The organism is Leucobacter rhizosphaerae, from assembly GCF_022919175.1.
In the GTDB taxonomy this organism is placed as follows: Bacteria; Actinomycetota; Actinomycetes; order Actinomycetales; family Microbacteriaceae; genus Leucobacter; species Leucobacter rhizosphaerae.
Window position 1 is genome coordinate 270,438 of record NZ_CP095043.1, and the last position, 14,457, is coordinate 284,894.

The following is a 14,457-nucleotide window of genomic DNA, read 5'->3' on the forward strand; positions in this document are numbered from 1 at the left end:
CCGAGTGCGAGTCAGCGGCTCGGGTGCAGGTGAGTGGTACCGGGGTGTCAGCGGAACTCGGTGTCAGCGGTACTCGGTCGGGATCGCGGGATCCCCGCGGGTGAGGCTCATCGCGACGGCCGGGAGTTCGGCCACGCGACGGCGGTGGCGCTCGCGCGCGGCCGCGATCCCCTCGGTGCCGGTGTGCCCCGGTTCCACGGCGCCGCCCGTGACGAGGGGTACCAGCACCTCGCGGTGGTGATCCCCGTGGCCGGGTCGACGCTCCGTGCCCTCGGGCTCGCCGCCGGGGCCATCGCCCAGGAAGATGAGCTCCGCCGTGGCCACCCCGCGCGGGTTGAAGCTGCGTCGCACGCTCTTGCGGCCCCCGACCGAGACCTTGTCGGCCGACTTCTTCGCGACGGACACCCACGCGCCCGAGTCGTTCTGGTGAGCCACGAGCTTGTAGACCATGCCCATGGTCGGGGTGCCAGACCCGACGACCACCGAGGTGCCGACCCCGAAGCTGTCGACCGGTGACGCGGCGAGCACCGCGACGGTGTGCTCGTCGAGATCGTTCGTCACGGTGATCCGCGTGCGCGTCGCCCCGAGATCGTCGAGCAGCTGACGGACGCGCGCGACGACGACGGGCAGGTCCCCCGAGTCGATGCGGACGGCGCCGAGCCCCGTGCCCGCCACCTCGATCGCGGTGCGCACCCCCTGCTCGATGTCGTAGGTGTCCACGAGCAGTGTGGTGTCGGCGCCGAGGGCGGCGACCTGCGCCTCGAAGGCGGCGCGCTCGCTATCGTGCAGCAGGGTGAAGCTGTGCGCGGCGGTGCCCATGGTCGGGATCCCGTAGCTCCGGCCCGCCTCGAGGTTGGAGGTGGCGCTGAATCCCGCGATGTAGGCGGCGCGGGCGGCCGCGACGGCGCTGTACTCGCTGGTGCGGCGCGAACCCATCTCTGCGAGGGGTTTGCCGGCCGCGGCGTGGCTCATCCGGGAGGCCGCGGTCGCCACGGCGGAGTCGTAGTTCAGGATGCTGAGCGCGAGGGTCTCGAGGAGTACGCCCTCCGCGAAGCTCGATTCGACGGTGATGAGCGGGGATCCCGGGAAGTAGACATCGCCCTCGGCGTACCCCCAGATGTCGCCGGAGAAGCGGTAGTCGGCGAGCCAGTCGAGGGTCCGGTCGCCCACGACCCGGTGCGCGCGCAGGTAGTCGAGCTCGGCGTCGCCGAACCGGAAGTTCTCGATGGCCTCGAGGAGGCGTCCGGTGCCGGCGACGACGCCGTAGCGGCGCGCACCGGAGAGCCGCCGAGCGAAGAGCTCGAAGACGCTGGCGCGGTCCGCGGTGCCGGCCTGCAGGGCGGCGTCGACCATCGTGAGCTCGTAGTGGTCCGTGAGAAGCGCGGTTGACGTGTGCACGAACGCCAGCATATCTATCGGAAGTCGCGCGAGGACACCCCCACGGGCGACGCGAGCGGCTCGAAGGCGTTCGCGATGATGTTGATCACCCCTTCCGGCGAGCGCTCGAGCACCCCGCGGATGATGAGCGCCGGGGAGGAGCGCGCGACGAGCCGATGGCGGGTCCAGACCTTCGCCCAGGTGACGACGTTGACGGTCCCGGACTCGTCCTCGAGGGTGAGGAAGGTGATGCCGCCCGCGGTGCCGGGACGCTGCCGGTGGGTGACGAGGCCCGCGACCTCGACCACGGCACCGGGGGTCGCGTGCCGGATCCGGTCGGAGCGCACCACTCCGCGCGCGTCGAGGGTGTCGCGGAGCAGCGCGACGGGGTGCGCGTCGAGCGAGATGCCCGTGCTCCAGAGGTCGAGCGCCGTCTGCTCGGCCGGGTTGAGCACCGGGAGCAGCGGTGGCTGCACGTGGACGGCGATGCCGGGTAGGAAGCGCTCGCGGTTGTCGGCCGCCGGTGCGGCCGCCCACAGGGCCTCGCGGCGGTCGATCCCGAGGCTCGCGCAGGCACCCGCGGTGGCGAGGGCCTCGATGCGGGCGCGGTCGAGGTCGGCGCGGCGGGCGAGGTCCGCGAGGTCCAGGAACGGCCCCTGCTCTCGGGCGCGCACGATCCGCTCGGCGGTCGCGGCCTCGATGCCGCGGATCTCGGCCAGGCCGAGCCGCACCGCGAACGCGCCGTCGAGCCGGTGCAGTCCGCTGGTATCGGTGCGGCTCGCATCGAACGGCGGCACCGGCGGCGGATCCTCGGTGCGCGGGTGGCGGGCAGTGCACCCGGACTCGGGGTGGGCCGCGGCGGCCCGGGGCCTGACATCCTGGTCGAGCGGTTCCAGCCCGGCCTCCGCTGCGGACCGCTGCACATCCGGTGGCCGCACCACGACCCCGTGCCGCCGGGCGTCCTCGACCAGGGTGCGCGGCGCGTAGAAGCCCATGGGCTGCGACCGCAGCAGCCCCGCGAGGAACGCCCCGGGGTAGTGCAGCTTGAACCAGGAGCTGACGTAGACGAGGAGCGCGAAGCTGATCGAGTGGCTCTCCGCGAAGCCGAAGTTCGCGAACGCCTCGATCTGGGCGTAGAGGTGGTCGGCGTCGTCGCCCTCGATCCCGTTGCGCCGCATGCCCGCGAACAGTGTGTCCTTGAGGCTCTCGATGCGCTCCTGCCCGCGCTTCGAGCCCATCGCGCGGCGCAGCAGGTCGGCGTCCTCCGCGGAGCAGTCGGCGACGGCCATGGCCATCTGCATGAGCTGCTCCTGGAAGAGCGGGACGCCGAGGGTGCGCTCGAGCACGGGGATGAGCTTCGGGTGCGGGTAGCTGACCGGCTCACCGCCGTTCTTGCGCCGCAGGTACGGGTGCACCGCTCCGCCCTGGATGGGGCCGGGGCGGATGAGCGCGATCTCGATGACCAGGTCGTAGAAGCTGCGGGGGAGGAGGCGCGGCAGGGTGTTCAGCTGGGCGCGGCTCTCCAGCTGGAACACCCCGATCGCGTCGGCCCGGCACAGCATGTCGTAGACCCCGGGCTCCTCGCGGGGCACGGTGGCCATCGTCCACCGCTCGCCCGTGCTCTCGGCGACCATGTCCATGGTCTTCTGCAGGGCGCTGAGCATGCCGAGGCCGAGCAGGTCGAATTTGACGAGCCCCATGGTCTCGCAGGACTCCTTGTCCCACTGCAGCACCGTGCGGCGATCCATGCGAGCGTGCTCGATGGGGCACACTTCGCCGACGGGCCGCTCGGTGAGCACCATGCCCCCGGAGTGGATGCCGAGGTGGCGCGGCGCCCGCATGAACTGCGCGGCGAGCCGCTGCACGGGGAGCGGGATCGGGCTCGCGGGATCCTCCTCGAGGCTGCCCCACCGCTCCAGCCCCTTGGTCCAGGCGCGCTGCTGCCCGGCGCTGTAGCCGAGGGCCTTCGCGGCGTCGCGGATCGCGGCCTTCGGGCGGTAGGTGATGACGTTCGCGACCTGCGCGGCATTGCGGCGGCCGTAGGTGTCGTAGACGTACTGGATGATCTCCTCGCGGCGCTCGGAATCGAAATCGACGTCGATGTCGGGCTCCTCGTCACGCATGCTCGACAGGAACCGCTCGAACGGGAGATCGTAGAAGATCGAGTCGACCTCGGTGATGTGCAGCACGAAGCAGACGGCGGAGTTCGCGGCTGAGCCGCGTCCCTGGCACAGGATCCCGCGCGCCCGGGCCTCGCGCACGAGGTCGTGCACGATGAGGAAGTAGCCGGGAAAATCCTTCCGGGCGATGACATCGAGTTCGCGCTCGAGTCGGTCGCGGCGGTGCGCGGTGAGCGAGCGGCCGTAGCGCTCCTCGGCCCCGCGCCAGACGAGGTCGCGCAGGTGCTCCATCTGGGTGCGCCCGGCGGGCAGATCGAGCTTCGGCAGTTTCGGACGGGCCGCGCGCAGGGGGAACGCGAGCTCGGCGGCGAGCGGGACGGTGCGGGCGACCGCGTCGGGGGTCCCGGTGAAGCGGCGGAGCTGCGCGGCACCGCTCCGGAGGTGCGCGGTGCCCGCCGCGGGGAGGTGTGCGTCGAGCTCGTCGAGGCTGCGGCGGGCCCGCACCGCGGCCATGGACTCGGCGAGGTGCGCGTGGGCCTGCACCGCGTAGTGCACGTTGCCGGTGGCGAGGGTCGGCAGCCGGCGCTCGGCGGCGAGGGCCGCGAGCCGGGCGTTCCGGGCGTCGTCGTCGGGGTGGCCGTGGTGCGTGAGCTCGACGTAGACGTTGTCGCCGCCGAAGAGGGCGGTGAGGCGGTCGAGCTCGGCGAGCGCGCGAGTCTCGCCGAGCTCCCGGGTGCCGGCCCCCGCGAGCGCCTGCCGCACCGCGCCCTTGCGGCACCCGGTGAGCACGACCCAGTCACCCCCGCCGGCGGCTGCGAGGGCCTCGAGGTCGTAGCGGGGGCGACCTTTCTCTCCGCCGGTGAGCTGCGCCTCCGTGATCGCGGCCGCGAGCCGGTGGTATCCCGCGGCGCCCCGTGCGAGCACGAGCAGGTGGGTGCCGACGGGGTCGACGACACCGAGCTGCGGGGTGTCGAGCCCGAGGGAGAGTTCGGCGCCGTACACGGTGAGGGGCGCGGAGCGGTGCGGGGAGGGTGCTTCGCGGACCTCGCGCGCGACAAGTTCGGCGGCGTCCGCGAAGGCGGCCGCGCCGTAGAAGCCGTCGTGATCGGTGAGTGCGATGCCGGTGAGCCCGAGGCGCGCGGCCTCGCGGACGAGCTGCTCGGGCGAGGACGCACCGTCGAGGAAGCTGAAGTGGGAGTGCGCGTGGAGCTCGGCGTAGGGCACGAGCGGGCGGTGATCGGGGGCTTCGTGCGCGCTGTCGGTGTGCGCGCTGTTGGTGTCTGCGCTGCCGGTGTGCGCACTGACCGTGTGCGTGGTGGCGCCGGCGGGCGGCACGGGCGGTCCGGGATCCCGGTCCCCGGCGGGCGGCGTCGCGCCCCCGCGGGCCGAGAGGCGGCGTTCGAACTCGCTCCACGGGATGGGGTCGTTGTTCCAGCCCATGCGGCCTCCCTCCGGGTGCAGGGTGTCGGGTGTTGAGTGTCGGGTGGTGTCGGGGTGTCAGGGTCGAGGCACGGGGTGCGATGAGGCGGGGGTCAGTCGTAGCGGCCCTCCGCGAACCACCGCGCCGACTCATGGAAGAGCAGCCAGGCGTCACCTCCTTCGAGTTGCAGCTGGAGCCGGAACCGGGTCGGGGTGCCCTGCCACCAGCGCTCGCGCAGCGCCCAGGGCAGCGACCACTCCTGCACGGTCTCGGTGAGGCTGAGATCGCCCACGCGCAGCCGCACCGGTGTCGCGGTGAGCAGGTCGTCCTCGTCGACACCGACGGCTCGGCCCTCGGCGTCGAGCAGCTCGGACGGCAGCGGCGAGGGGAAGACCCGACTGGGGGTCGCGCCGCTCAGGCTGCCGGGCCACGGGCCTGCCGCGGAGGCTCGGGATCCGCGCTCGCGCGAGCGCGCCGTGCTCCACGGCACGAAGCGCTGACGATCCCCGAGCAGCCGCCCGCCGGTGAGCTCCATCGTGCCGACGCCGGTGTGGCCGAGGGTGCTCTGCGCGCGGCTCAGGTGGTGGTGCACCCGCGTGTCGGGCTCGGTGCTCCACAGCCCGGGTTCGTGCGCGGCGGCGCGGTCGGTGTGGGTGGGGGTGATGCGCACGTGCGTGATGCCGGCCCCGCCCCGCTCGGTCTCGCGCACGGCGGAGGCGGCCTGCCACCGGATCCTGCCGACGGTGTCGGCAGCGGTGAATCGGTGGGGGTGCAGCCACTCGCGCTCGTGCCGGAGCCCCACGTCGTCGGTGAGTTCGATGCGCAGCGCGGTGCACACGAGGCGATCCGCGGTGAGTGCCGAGATGAAGCGCTCGGCGAGCGTCGCGCACGCGAAGGCGAGCTGTTCGGTCGTGTCGATCGGCGGCTCGAACGTGAGCTCGATCGCGCGCTCGCGCACCGGATCGCGGGGGCGCACCTCGGCGCCGCGATCCTGCCCGAGTGCGGCGGCCCGGCGGTGCGCGGTGAGCCCCTCCGCCCCGAACCGCTGCTGCACGGCGTCCTCGGGCAGCGCCGCGAGCGCCCCGAGCGTGCGGATCCCGAGCCCCACGAGCAGGTCCGCGAACCCGGCGGATGCGGCGCGGGAGACGGGGAGCGGACTCAGGAACGCCGCCGAGCCTCCGGGCGGCACGATGCGGACGGCCTCGGCCGGGGCCTCGATACCGGGGGTGGTCGCGGTGGCGCGCACCGCCTGCTCGGCCGCGAAGAGCCCGTCGGCGATCCCGACCCGCGCCAGCGGCAGGCCGAGCTCCGCGGCGAGTCGCAGCAGGGCCGCCGCCGCGGGCTCCTCGCCGCCGTAGTAGCGGGCCGGGCCGCGCACCCGCATGGCGCAGAGACCCGGGCGGCGCAGCTCGATGCCGGGGATCAGCTGCTCGAGTGCGGCGATGACCGGTGCGAAGCGGCGCCCGTCGACCTCGGGATCGTGCGGGTGGACCACGAGGGTCGGGCACCGGGACTGCGCCTCCCGTTCCCGGAGCCCCGTGCGCACCCCCTCCGCCCGCGCCGCGGCGGAGCACGCGACCACGCGGTGCTGCGCGAGGAGTGCGATCGGGGGAATCGCGGCGTCCGGGGCCTCCGAAATACCCGGGATCTCCGCAGCACCCGGGGCCTCCGAAATACCCGGGCTCTCCGCAGCGCGCGTCGCGACCACCCGCTCCTGCGGCTCATCCGCGGCCTCCTGATCGCGGAGCAACGCGTGGATCGGCCAGTCGGGCACCCAGAAGACCAGGGTGCGGCTCGGTGCGGTCATCGCGGCACCAGGCGACGGACGGACGATGCGGCGGGGTCGACGACGCTGCCGCCCGCGAAGCGCACGGTGTGCCGGAGCGTGCCGCGCCGATCCTGCGACTGCACCGCGATCTCGCGCTCCTCGAGCGCACCGGTGCCCGCGCCGAGCCCCCGCCACCGCGACGCGGTGACCCGCAGCGAGCTCTCGGGGTGCGGCCAGTCGCCCGCGACGACGAGCGCCGTGCCGTGCTCGCGCAGGCGCGCGGAGATGCGCTCCACCTCGCCGGGCCGCGGCCGGATCGAGGGGACCAGCAGCACCACCGTGAGGACTTCGCTCAGCGCACCACTCAGGCCGATCGCGTCCGAGCCGGGCTCGGGGATCAGAATGCAGCGGTCGAGCGCGATCCCGAGCGCGGTGGCGGCCTCCGCGCCGAACGTGGGGCAGCCGATCACCCCGCACCAGGCCCCGGAGGCGGAGGCCTCGGAGAGCATCGAAAGTGCGAGCTGCTGCGACCCGTGCACGGCGTAGCTGGCCCCCTTCCGCAGCGAGCCGCCGGGCAGCAGCGGGCGGAGCCCCGCGGAGGTGGGCAGGGCACGATCGTCGAGCCGCAGCGGCTGCATCTCGGAGATGCGCTGCTGCAGCGTGCGGACGGTCGTGGGGGAGTGCATGCAGCAATATTCGAACATATGTTCGAATAAGTCAATCTCGATTCGGCGGGTCTCGGACGGGGTTAGGATGGGAGGGATGAACGAGGAAGAGCTAGACGATTACGAACGCGAAGCCGAGCTGTCGCTGTTCCGGGAATACCGCGACATCGCCAGTCAGTTCCGCTATGTCGTGGAGACCGAGCGCCGGTTCTACCTGGCCAACGACGTCGACCTCAAGCGGCAGGACGCGGGTAGCGACTTCTACTTCGAGCTCTCGATGACGGACGTCTGGGTCTGGGACGTGTACCGGGCCGACCGCTTCGTGAAGTCGGTTCGGGTGCTCACGTTCAAGGACGTGAACGTGGAGGAGCTGTCGGCGCGCGAGTTCTCGCTGCCGCAGGAGCTCGCGCTCGACGAGTAGCCGCACACCCCGCTCACACCCCGTCGTCCAGCGACCGTCGGTGCTGAGTTCTCCACATCGGTTCGGGATCCCCGGTTCCGTGCACCCCCGCACCCCACCATGGGTGCAGGAGGTGCGACATGACCCGCACAGCAGTACACCCGGTCCGGGTGCCCCACCGGCAGACCCTCGGTGCCCGCGGCGAAACCATCGCGGCGGCCTACCTCGAGGGGCTCGGCTACCGCATCCTCGAGCGCAACTGGCGCACCCGCACGGGTGAGCTCGATCTCATCGTGCGCGACGGGCAGGTTCTCGTCGCCGTGGAGGTGAAGACCCGCAGCGGAGCGGGCTACGGCAGCCCGCTGGAGGCCATCACCGCCCTGAAGATGAGCCGACTGCGACGGTTGCTCCTCGAGTGGGTGCGCGCATCCGGTGAGCGCGGGTCCCGGCTCCGAGTGGACGCCGTCGGGATCACCCTCCGACCGGGGGAACGGCCCCGCATCGACCACCTGCAGGGCATCTCGTGAGCCGCGGGGCGAAACACGGAGTGTGCCGCGCTGCTTCTGTGGCGCTCACGGGGCTCGACGGTACGGCGGTCATGGTGGAGGCTGCCGTTGCTCAGCAGTTGCCGGGCATGGCCATCATCGGGCTCCCCGACACAGCGCTGGCCGAGGCGAAACTCCGGGTCCGCACCGCGACGACGCAGGCCGGGTTGCCGCTCGCGGATCGTTTCATCCTGGTCAACCTCAGCCCTGCGGCGCTTCCGAAGCAGGGATCCGGCTTCGACCTCGCGATCGCGCTGGCTGCGCTCGCCGCATCGGGGCACCTGCCGACCGGCCGGCTCGCGGAGACGGCCCACCTCGGCGAGCTCGGCCTCGACGCCGAGCTGCGCCGCCCTGCGGGTCTCCTCACCGCCACGGTCGCCGCGCGTGCGCTCGGGTTCAGCCGGGTAATGGTGCCCGAGGCGGGTGGTGCCGAGGCCGCGCTGGTGCCCGGCATCGAGGTCATCGCAGCACGGGATCTGGCGGGTGCGGTGGCCTGGCACCGGGGTGAGCCGGAGGGGTGGCGCGTGGTGCCCTCCGGCGCGAGCGCCGGAGGTACGGGCAGTGCGGGTGCGGACGCTGCGGACGGTGCGGACCATGCCGGAGACATGTCCGACATCATCGGTCAGCCGGAGGCAGTGGAGGCGTTGGTGGTCGCTGCCGCGGGAAGGCACCACGTCTCGCTGCTCGGGCCCCCGGGCACCGGGAAGACGCTGCTCGCGACTCGCCTCCCCACGATCCTGCCCGATCTCACCCCGGACGAGGCGATCACGGCGAGCAGCATCGCGTCGCTCGGCGGGCTGCCGCTCACGGCACTCGTCCGCCGGCCGCCGTTCGAGCGGCCGCACCACACCGCGTCGGCGGTATCGATCATCGGGGGCGGCTCGGGCGGTGAGGTCCGTGCGGGTGCCATCACGCGGGCGTGCCACGGGGTCCTGTTCCTCGACGAGGCCCCGGAGTTTCCGCGCGGGGTCCTGGACTCGCTGCGGCAACCGCTCGAGGCGGGCACAGTGGAGATCCATCGATCGCGTGTCCGCACAACCCTGCCCGCGCACCTGCAGCTGGTCGTGCTTTGTGTACGACTGGATATTGTTTGGTCCAGTATTGTCGGTCTTATGTGACCTTCATTTCGAGACCGCTTGCGGAGGACCCAACAGTGATTTGGCATAAGCATTCTGTTGTCTAGTGTGGTGTGCGATTCCTGGGATGAGGGGGATGACGGACTTGGTCTAGAGCGCGCGCCGTCCTGTCCTTACTGCAGCAGCGACGTAATGTTTCAATGGCGAAGGTGGTGGGAGTGCCCCCGTTGTGACGGTGTTCGCCTGCCGGACCTGCTTCACCCCGCGGAATGAAGATCAGAGACTCACTAGTCGAGGTATCGCTTCGAATTAGGGCGGTGGAACTGGGTACGATTCGAGCGTGGAAAACCATCACCTGGACACTCTGGTTGTTAGGACTGAACCGGTTCGCGTCACGAAGAATCTGAAGCAAGTAGTAGGGGACCACCTGGAGCAATGGGGGTCAGGATTCATCCTGAGGCGCCTAGATACCTTGAAGGGGACAAATCAGCCCGTTGAACTCGTTTCCTCGACTGACCCGGACGAGGCTATCGTCCTGGGTCAACTCCCCGAATGGTTTGCGCAGTATCTTCCTTTGGGTGCCCTCGGTCGATTCGCTTGTCCTATCACGGCTACCTGCAATGTTCAGGGGCACCTCTATGTCGTGGACGGTCGGCTGAATGGTTTCCTTGTATTTGAGCCCCATTGGACCAGAGTTGAGGAACTCGGGGATCAGAGCGCCTTGGAATCTCTCGCGGATAGATGCGAAGGCGTATTCCCGTCAGACCATAGTGATTTGACTGAGCAGGGACACCTACGTATCTCTGGCACGCTCGAGCACAAGCTGAAATCGCTGGGTGTGCATCGTGGAGTTCACTACCTCGACACGGTCTATGTGATCCAGAATCTCAAACGGGAACGGCGCTATGAGGAGGCGTTGGAGATCGCCTTGGTGGCGACTGAGGCGAGCTTTGTCCAGTCAGACCGAGACCCAAGTGCTTCTTCCTACCCTCCTCCGTTTTATGCCAAACACGCCGGGATTATTCTTCGGAAGCTCGGCCGAATGGAAGAGTCGAAGCTCTTGGCTAAACGATATGAGAACGCGTTGACCCAGAGCACCAGAAAGCGCGATACCGTCGGTTGATTGATTGCGCTCGAAAACTCACGCGAATGAATAGAGTCATTCGTGAAAGGTTTGGGTACTGCAAGAACTGTTTCGTGGAGTCGCAGAGTTGGGGTTTGCTTGACAATTTCCTAGCTTCGAGCGGCACTTTTCGAATTGCCAGTCGGGTGCGGCGCGGCGATATGGTGGCTGGTACGTTGCTGCCTATGGCAATAAGCTCAGCCCAATGTGCCGCTCTGGCCCAGATGCTTCACACAAGTGATGACCTTGATCGTTGGCGACTAAGAGCGCATCGTGTGGAGGTACCTGAGCGTGGAAGCGAGCTAGCGATTGATGACACAGTTTTCCCTCCCATGGCGATAAGCCAGCTTGTAAGGACGTCTCTCGTATCCGCTGGTGAGCACCTGCGCCTCGCGCTTGATGCCATTAAAGCGAAGCAGGTCTATCCGTCATCTCATTTCACGGTCCTACGAGGGGCTCTGGTTGGTAGCTCGCAAGCCGTCTGGATCTTGGAAGCTGAAGACCGACAAGTGCGCCAGGAGCGTGGTTTAACCGTAATAGCTGAAATGTACGAGCAAATGGGCAAGTACTACTCCTTTCTCGAGGGAACGCAACTGGACGAAGAGGATAAGGCAGCCCTTAACGAGCAACAGGCCTGGTTGAGGCAGCGCCGCGCTGACGTTGCCTCAATGAAGAGGACTAAAGCGTCTCTCAAGCTCACCGAAGTTATCGGCAGCGCTGCTGATTACGCTTTCTTGGAATTGAAGTTTCGTGAGGCCGTTAGACGTATGTGGCGGGAGATGAGCGCGGACGCTCACGTCCTAGGATGGTCACTTTTCCAGCGAACAATCTTTGGCCAGCCTGATCGACGGACGGGAATCGGCGAGGGGACCTCTCCAGGAAGCCCGGAGCACGTAGCTGAGCCTTTCATGGCCTCGTATCGAATGTTGCGGGCGGGATGGTCCCTATTTGACCGCCGCTGCGAGGCAGCCTAGTTTTCTTCATCCTGACAACAAAAGCGTCCCATGTTGTTGTCAACCAGACCCTTGTGGCAGTCAATCCGCGAGCTCATTTAGCAGGAACCTGGGTTTGATGCACGTATAGGTGACAGTTTGGCCAGGCAGCGAGTGCGATCTGTTTGTTCATGATGATCTCGTACTCGACCGGCGGGCCGCCTAGCTGGTTGGAGGCGCGCACCGGCCTTATCGCCGTCGGCCATTGCGTTGTCGATCGACGTTCGAAAGGAGTCGCGATGGCTGACAGGGTGGTCTGAATCAGGTCGGGATTTCAGTTCTCGAGTAGGTGCTGGCGGGCGGGAAGCGTTCGGATTCGCCTCTAAGCTGCCAGGTTCCCTCGTCGTAAAGCGAGGTCGAGAAATGCTTCAGATTGTCCACTGTGGACGAATTCCGTTAATAGGTACGCGATCTTGCGGGAGGATATGGACTGAAACGCAATGAACACCAACGGAGGATAACGTGGAAATCGCGTCAATCACTGTGCAGGCCGAGTACTGCTTCGGCAAGCAGCCCATGCAGCTCGCTGATCTCAAAAAGGTCAATTTCATCTTCGCGCCGAATGGTGCAGGCAAGTCAACGATCTCAAGCATGCTAGCTAGGCAGCCAATCGATGCGACTCAAAGAGTCAATTGGAATGTCGCAAGTACGGACCTTCCGATTCGAGTGTTCAACGAGGCGTACCGCTCGCGAGTCCTCACCGAACGGGTGAATGGAATATTCACCATGGGAGATACATCAAAGACGATTAACGATCAAATTGACGCTCTGAAGGTGGAAATTAGAGATCGCGTGAGCGAGCGTGATGAGTGGCGCGATGAGATTGGTCCGGGTCCCGACGAGAACGCACAGAGCGGACTACTGGGAGAGATTGAACGCTATCGAATTGATGCCCGCAATGCGGTCTTCAATGCACACAAGAAGGTTGAAGAGACTGTACTTCCTATCGTCTTTGGGGGCTATCGAAATAACAAAGACAAGTTCTTTGCTGAGGCTCGCAAACGTTTCGAAGAGATTCAGTCCTCAAACTCAGAAGTTGACTGGGAGCCGATCATCGTGCGCGCTCAGAGCTTGAGTAGCGGCAAAAGGACTCGCGCGAGGCTGCCAGAAATTCGGACAACCAGTTTGATATCTGCCACCGATGTCGCAGAGGTGGGTAGCAAGAGTTCGCACGGTCAAGGGGGAAGGCTCACTGAACTCATTCAGCATTTACAGAATGAAGACTGGGTTAGCAAAGGTCGAGAGTACGTAGATGAGGCTCGGGGAAAATGCCCGTTCTGTCAAACCCAAGCACCTGCAGATCTTGAACGCGATCTGGCTCAGTATTTCGCGGGCGGATTCGATGCGGCACTTCAAGGTTCGATAAAGATTGAAAACACAGTAAAGGTTGTGGCCGCAAGACTCGAGAACGAGATCTCCGCATTGGAAGTCGCGTTGAGCAAGGACGAAGCGACCGAAAACAAGGATTTCGATTCTGCTATTTCGCGTCTTCGCGAGGCCTCGAAACTCCTGCTCTCTGAATTGCGAGAAAGGAGCGCGCACCCGACACAACCGATCGCAGTTTCGGACGTAAATGACGTCGTCTCTGAACTTGTGCAGCTCGTTGACGCAGAGAATGAAGAGATCGAGCAGCACAATCAGATAGTCGAAAACGCGGATGTCGAGCGCGGCAAGCTCGTCAAGGACGGGTGGGAAGCATTTCTATCTGGAACTGCCGTCGGTATCGAGCTCAAACGGTTCAATGGCGTTGAAGCACGGAAGCAAGGAAGAATCGCTGAGTTGCGGACCAATATTGAGGTCAGCGAGCGAGCGGACGAGGAAGCGAAGCAGAGAATAGATGTACTTCAGAAGTCCATTTCCAACACAAGCGAAGTCGCCGAGAAAATCAACAAGCTCCTTAAAGCAATGGGGTTTCACCGCTTCACTTTGAGCAGCGCCGGTGAGTCCAACGGTGGTTATCGGTTGGTGCGCGAGGATGGCACCGCGGCATTCGAATCTCTGTCTGAAGGTGAGAAATCCTTCATCTGCTTCGCCTATTTCTGGGAATCACTCTTCGGTAGCGAAGTGGCCAGCGGGGTACCTGAAGATGTGGTGGCAGTGATCGACGACCCTATTTCTAGCCTAGATAGTGACGCTCTATTCATGATTGCTGCTTACATCCGAGAGGCCGCGAATCTTGCTATCAAGGGAACTACCAATCTCCGCCAGCTGATTGTCTTGACGCACAACACACAGTTTCATCATGAGGCGGCTTACAGTGCAGATCGAAAATCAAAGCATCGCCACTATTTCAGGCTCGTGAAAGACCTGAATGGTTTGACCACAGTCCGTGACGATGGGGATACATCCAAGATTCGCGGCAGCTACCCTCTGCTCTGGCATTCGGTTGTCGAAGCCGCGCAGACCGAAGACGAATCAGACCTGGTGCGTGTCGGCGTATTCAACATCGTCAGGAGGATCCTTGAGGGGTACTTCAAGACGATCGGAAACGTGAAGGACTTCGATCGGCCAAGCAACGCATCGCCACTCGAAGAGAGAATGGTCTCCCAGTTTCATGTCTGGGCCAACTCAGGTTCGCATACGATCGCGGATGACATAGACCAGACGATCGATGTCGGACGCACGAAGGACTTTCTTCGGATGTTCAAGCACTATTTCGACATTCAGGGACACGGTGCCCACTTCGACATGATGGTGGTCGCAAGTGACGGAGCAGGTCTCTTGGAAGCGGATCAATTGTTCGCTCGGTCATGAAAGAGCAGGCTGGCCTGCCGTGGAGCGGAGTAGACACAAATACTTGAATTGCCAAGCTTCTTTTGCTCTCCGCTGGTCGACAACCACAATGGGCGGTGGGAGTTTCAACGCGCTTAGCAAATGTGTACGTACGCGAACACGACCGCACAACTAGCGAATTCGGCACGATTAGAACGATCGAGGATGTCATGGTGTGGACCGAAGAGAACCGACCCCG

At 66.1% G+C, this 14,457-nt stretch carries 10 protein-coding genes; 6 read left to right on the forward strand and 4 right to left on the reverse strand.

What is annotated here, in order from left to right; all coding sequences use genetic code 11:
• Positions 1-63: 63 nt before the first annotated feature.
• From MUN76_RS01270 to MUN76_RS01285, 4 genes are all read right to left on the reverse strand, one after another.
• Positions 64-1,398, reverse strand: coding sequence for a nicotinate phosphoribosyltransferase (locus MUN76_RS01270; protein WP_244686443.1), 1,335 nt, complete (start codon positions 1,396-1,398; stop codon positions 64-66).
• A 14-nt stretch (positions 1,399-1,412) separates the two neighbouring features.
• Positions 1,413-4,937, reverse strand: coding sequence for an error-prone DNA polymerase (locus tag MUN76_RS01275; protein WP_244686445.1), 3,525 nt, complete (start codon positions 4,935-4,937; stop codon positions 1,413-1,415).
• 92 nt (positions 4,938-5,029) lie between these two features.
• Positions 5,030-6,724: a DNA polymerase Y family protein gene (locus MUN76_RS01280; RefSeq protein ID WP_244686447.1), complete on the reverse strand. Its 1,695-nt coding sequence runs from the start codon at positions 6,722-6,724 to the stop codon at positions 5,030-5,032.
• Positions 6,721-7,371 carry a hypothetical protein gene (locus MUN76_RS01285; RefSeq protein WP_244686449.1) on the reverse strand — a complete coding sequence of 217 codons (651 nt, stop codon included), beginning with the start codon at positions 7,369-7,371 and terminating at the stop codon, positions 6,721-6,723. The genes MUN76_RS01280 and MUN76_RS01285 overlap by 4 nt, the downstream gene beginning before the upstream one ends.
• A 76-nt stretch (positions 7,372-7,447) precedes the next feature.
• Here MUN76_RS01285 and MUN76_RS01290 point away from each other — a divergent pair, with 76 nt between their 5' ends.
• The 6 genes from MUN76_RS01290 (at position 7,448) to MUN76_RS01315 (ending at position 14,240) form a co-directional block, all read left to right on the forward strand.
• Positions 7,448-7,771 carry a DUF2469 domain-containing protein gene (locus MUN76_RS01290; protein ID WP_244686451.1) on the forward strand — a complete coding sequence of 108 codons (324 nt, stop codon included), beginning with the start codon at positions 7,448-7,450 and terminating at the stop codon, positions 7,769-7,771.
• A gap of 119 nt (positions 7,772-7,890) precedes the next feature.
• Positions 7,891-8,277, forward strand: a complete 387-nt coding sequence (locus MUN76_RS01295) for a YraN family protein (RefSeq protein ID WP_244686453.1) — start codon at positions 7,891-7,893, stop codon at positions 8,275-8,277.
• 38 nt (positions 8,278-8,315) lie between these two features.
• Positions 8,316-9,413 (forward strand): ATP-binding protein, encoded by a 1,098-nt coding sequence (locus tag MUN76_RS01300; protein ID WP_244686455.1) that lies wholly within the window; start codon positions 8,316-8,318, stop codon positions 9,411-9,413.
• Between the two features lie 298 nt (positions 9,414-9,711).
• Positions 9,712-10,494 (forward strand): hypothetical protein, encoded by a 783-nt coding sequence (locus MUN76_RS01305; protein ID WP_244686456.1) that lies wholly within the window; start codon positions 9,712-9,714, stop codon positions 10,492-10,494.
• Positions 10,495-10,520: 26 nt separating this feature from the next.
• Positions 10,521-11,468 (forward strand): hypothetical protein, encoded by a 948-nt coding sequence (locus MUN76_RS01310; RefSeq protein WP_244686458.1) that lies wholly within the window; start codon positions 10,521-10,523, stop codon positions 11,466-11,468.
• Positions 11,469-11,948: 480 nt separating this feature from the next.
• Positions 11,949-14,240: an AAA family ATPase gene (locus MUN76_RS01315; RefSeq protein WP_244686460.1), complete on the forward strand. Its 2,292-nt coding sequence runs from the start codon at positions 11,949-11,951 to the stop codon at positions 14,238-14,240.
• The last annotated feature ends 217 nt before the right edge of the window (positions 14,241-14,457 follow it).

Excerpts from the sequence above, each read along its gene's own strand:
- MUN76_RS01275 (WP_244686445.1), bottom strand. The coding sequence starts at position 4,937 with ATGGGCTGGAACAACGACCCCATCCCGTGGAGCGAGTTCGAACGCCGC.
- MUN76_RS01285 (WP_244686449.1), bottom strand. The coding sequence starts at position 7,371 with ATGCACTCCCCCACGACCGTCCGCACGCTGCAGCAGCGCATCTCCGAG.
- MUN76_RS01280 (WP_244686447.1), bottom strand. The coding sequence starts at position 6,724 with ATGACCGCACCGAGCCGCACCCTGGTCTTCTGGGTGCCCGACTGGCCG.
- MUN76_RS01295 (WP_244686453.1), top strand. The coding sequence starts at position 7,891 with ATGACCCGCACAGCAGTACACCCGGTCCGGGTGCCCCACCGGCAGACC.
- MUN76_RS01290 (WP_244686451.1), top strand. The coding sequence starts at position 7,448 with ATGAACGAGGAAGAGCTAGACGATTACGAACGCGAAGCCGAGCTGTCG.
- MUN76_RS01310 (WP_244686458.1), top strand. The coding sequence starts at position 10,521 with ATGAATAGAGTCATTCGTGAAAGGTTTGGGTACTGCAAGAACTGTTTC.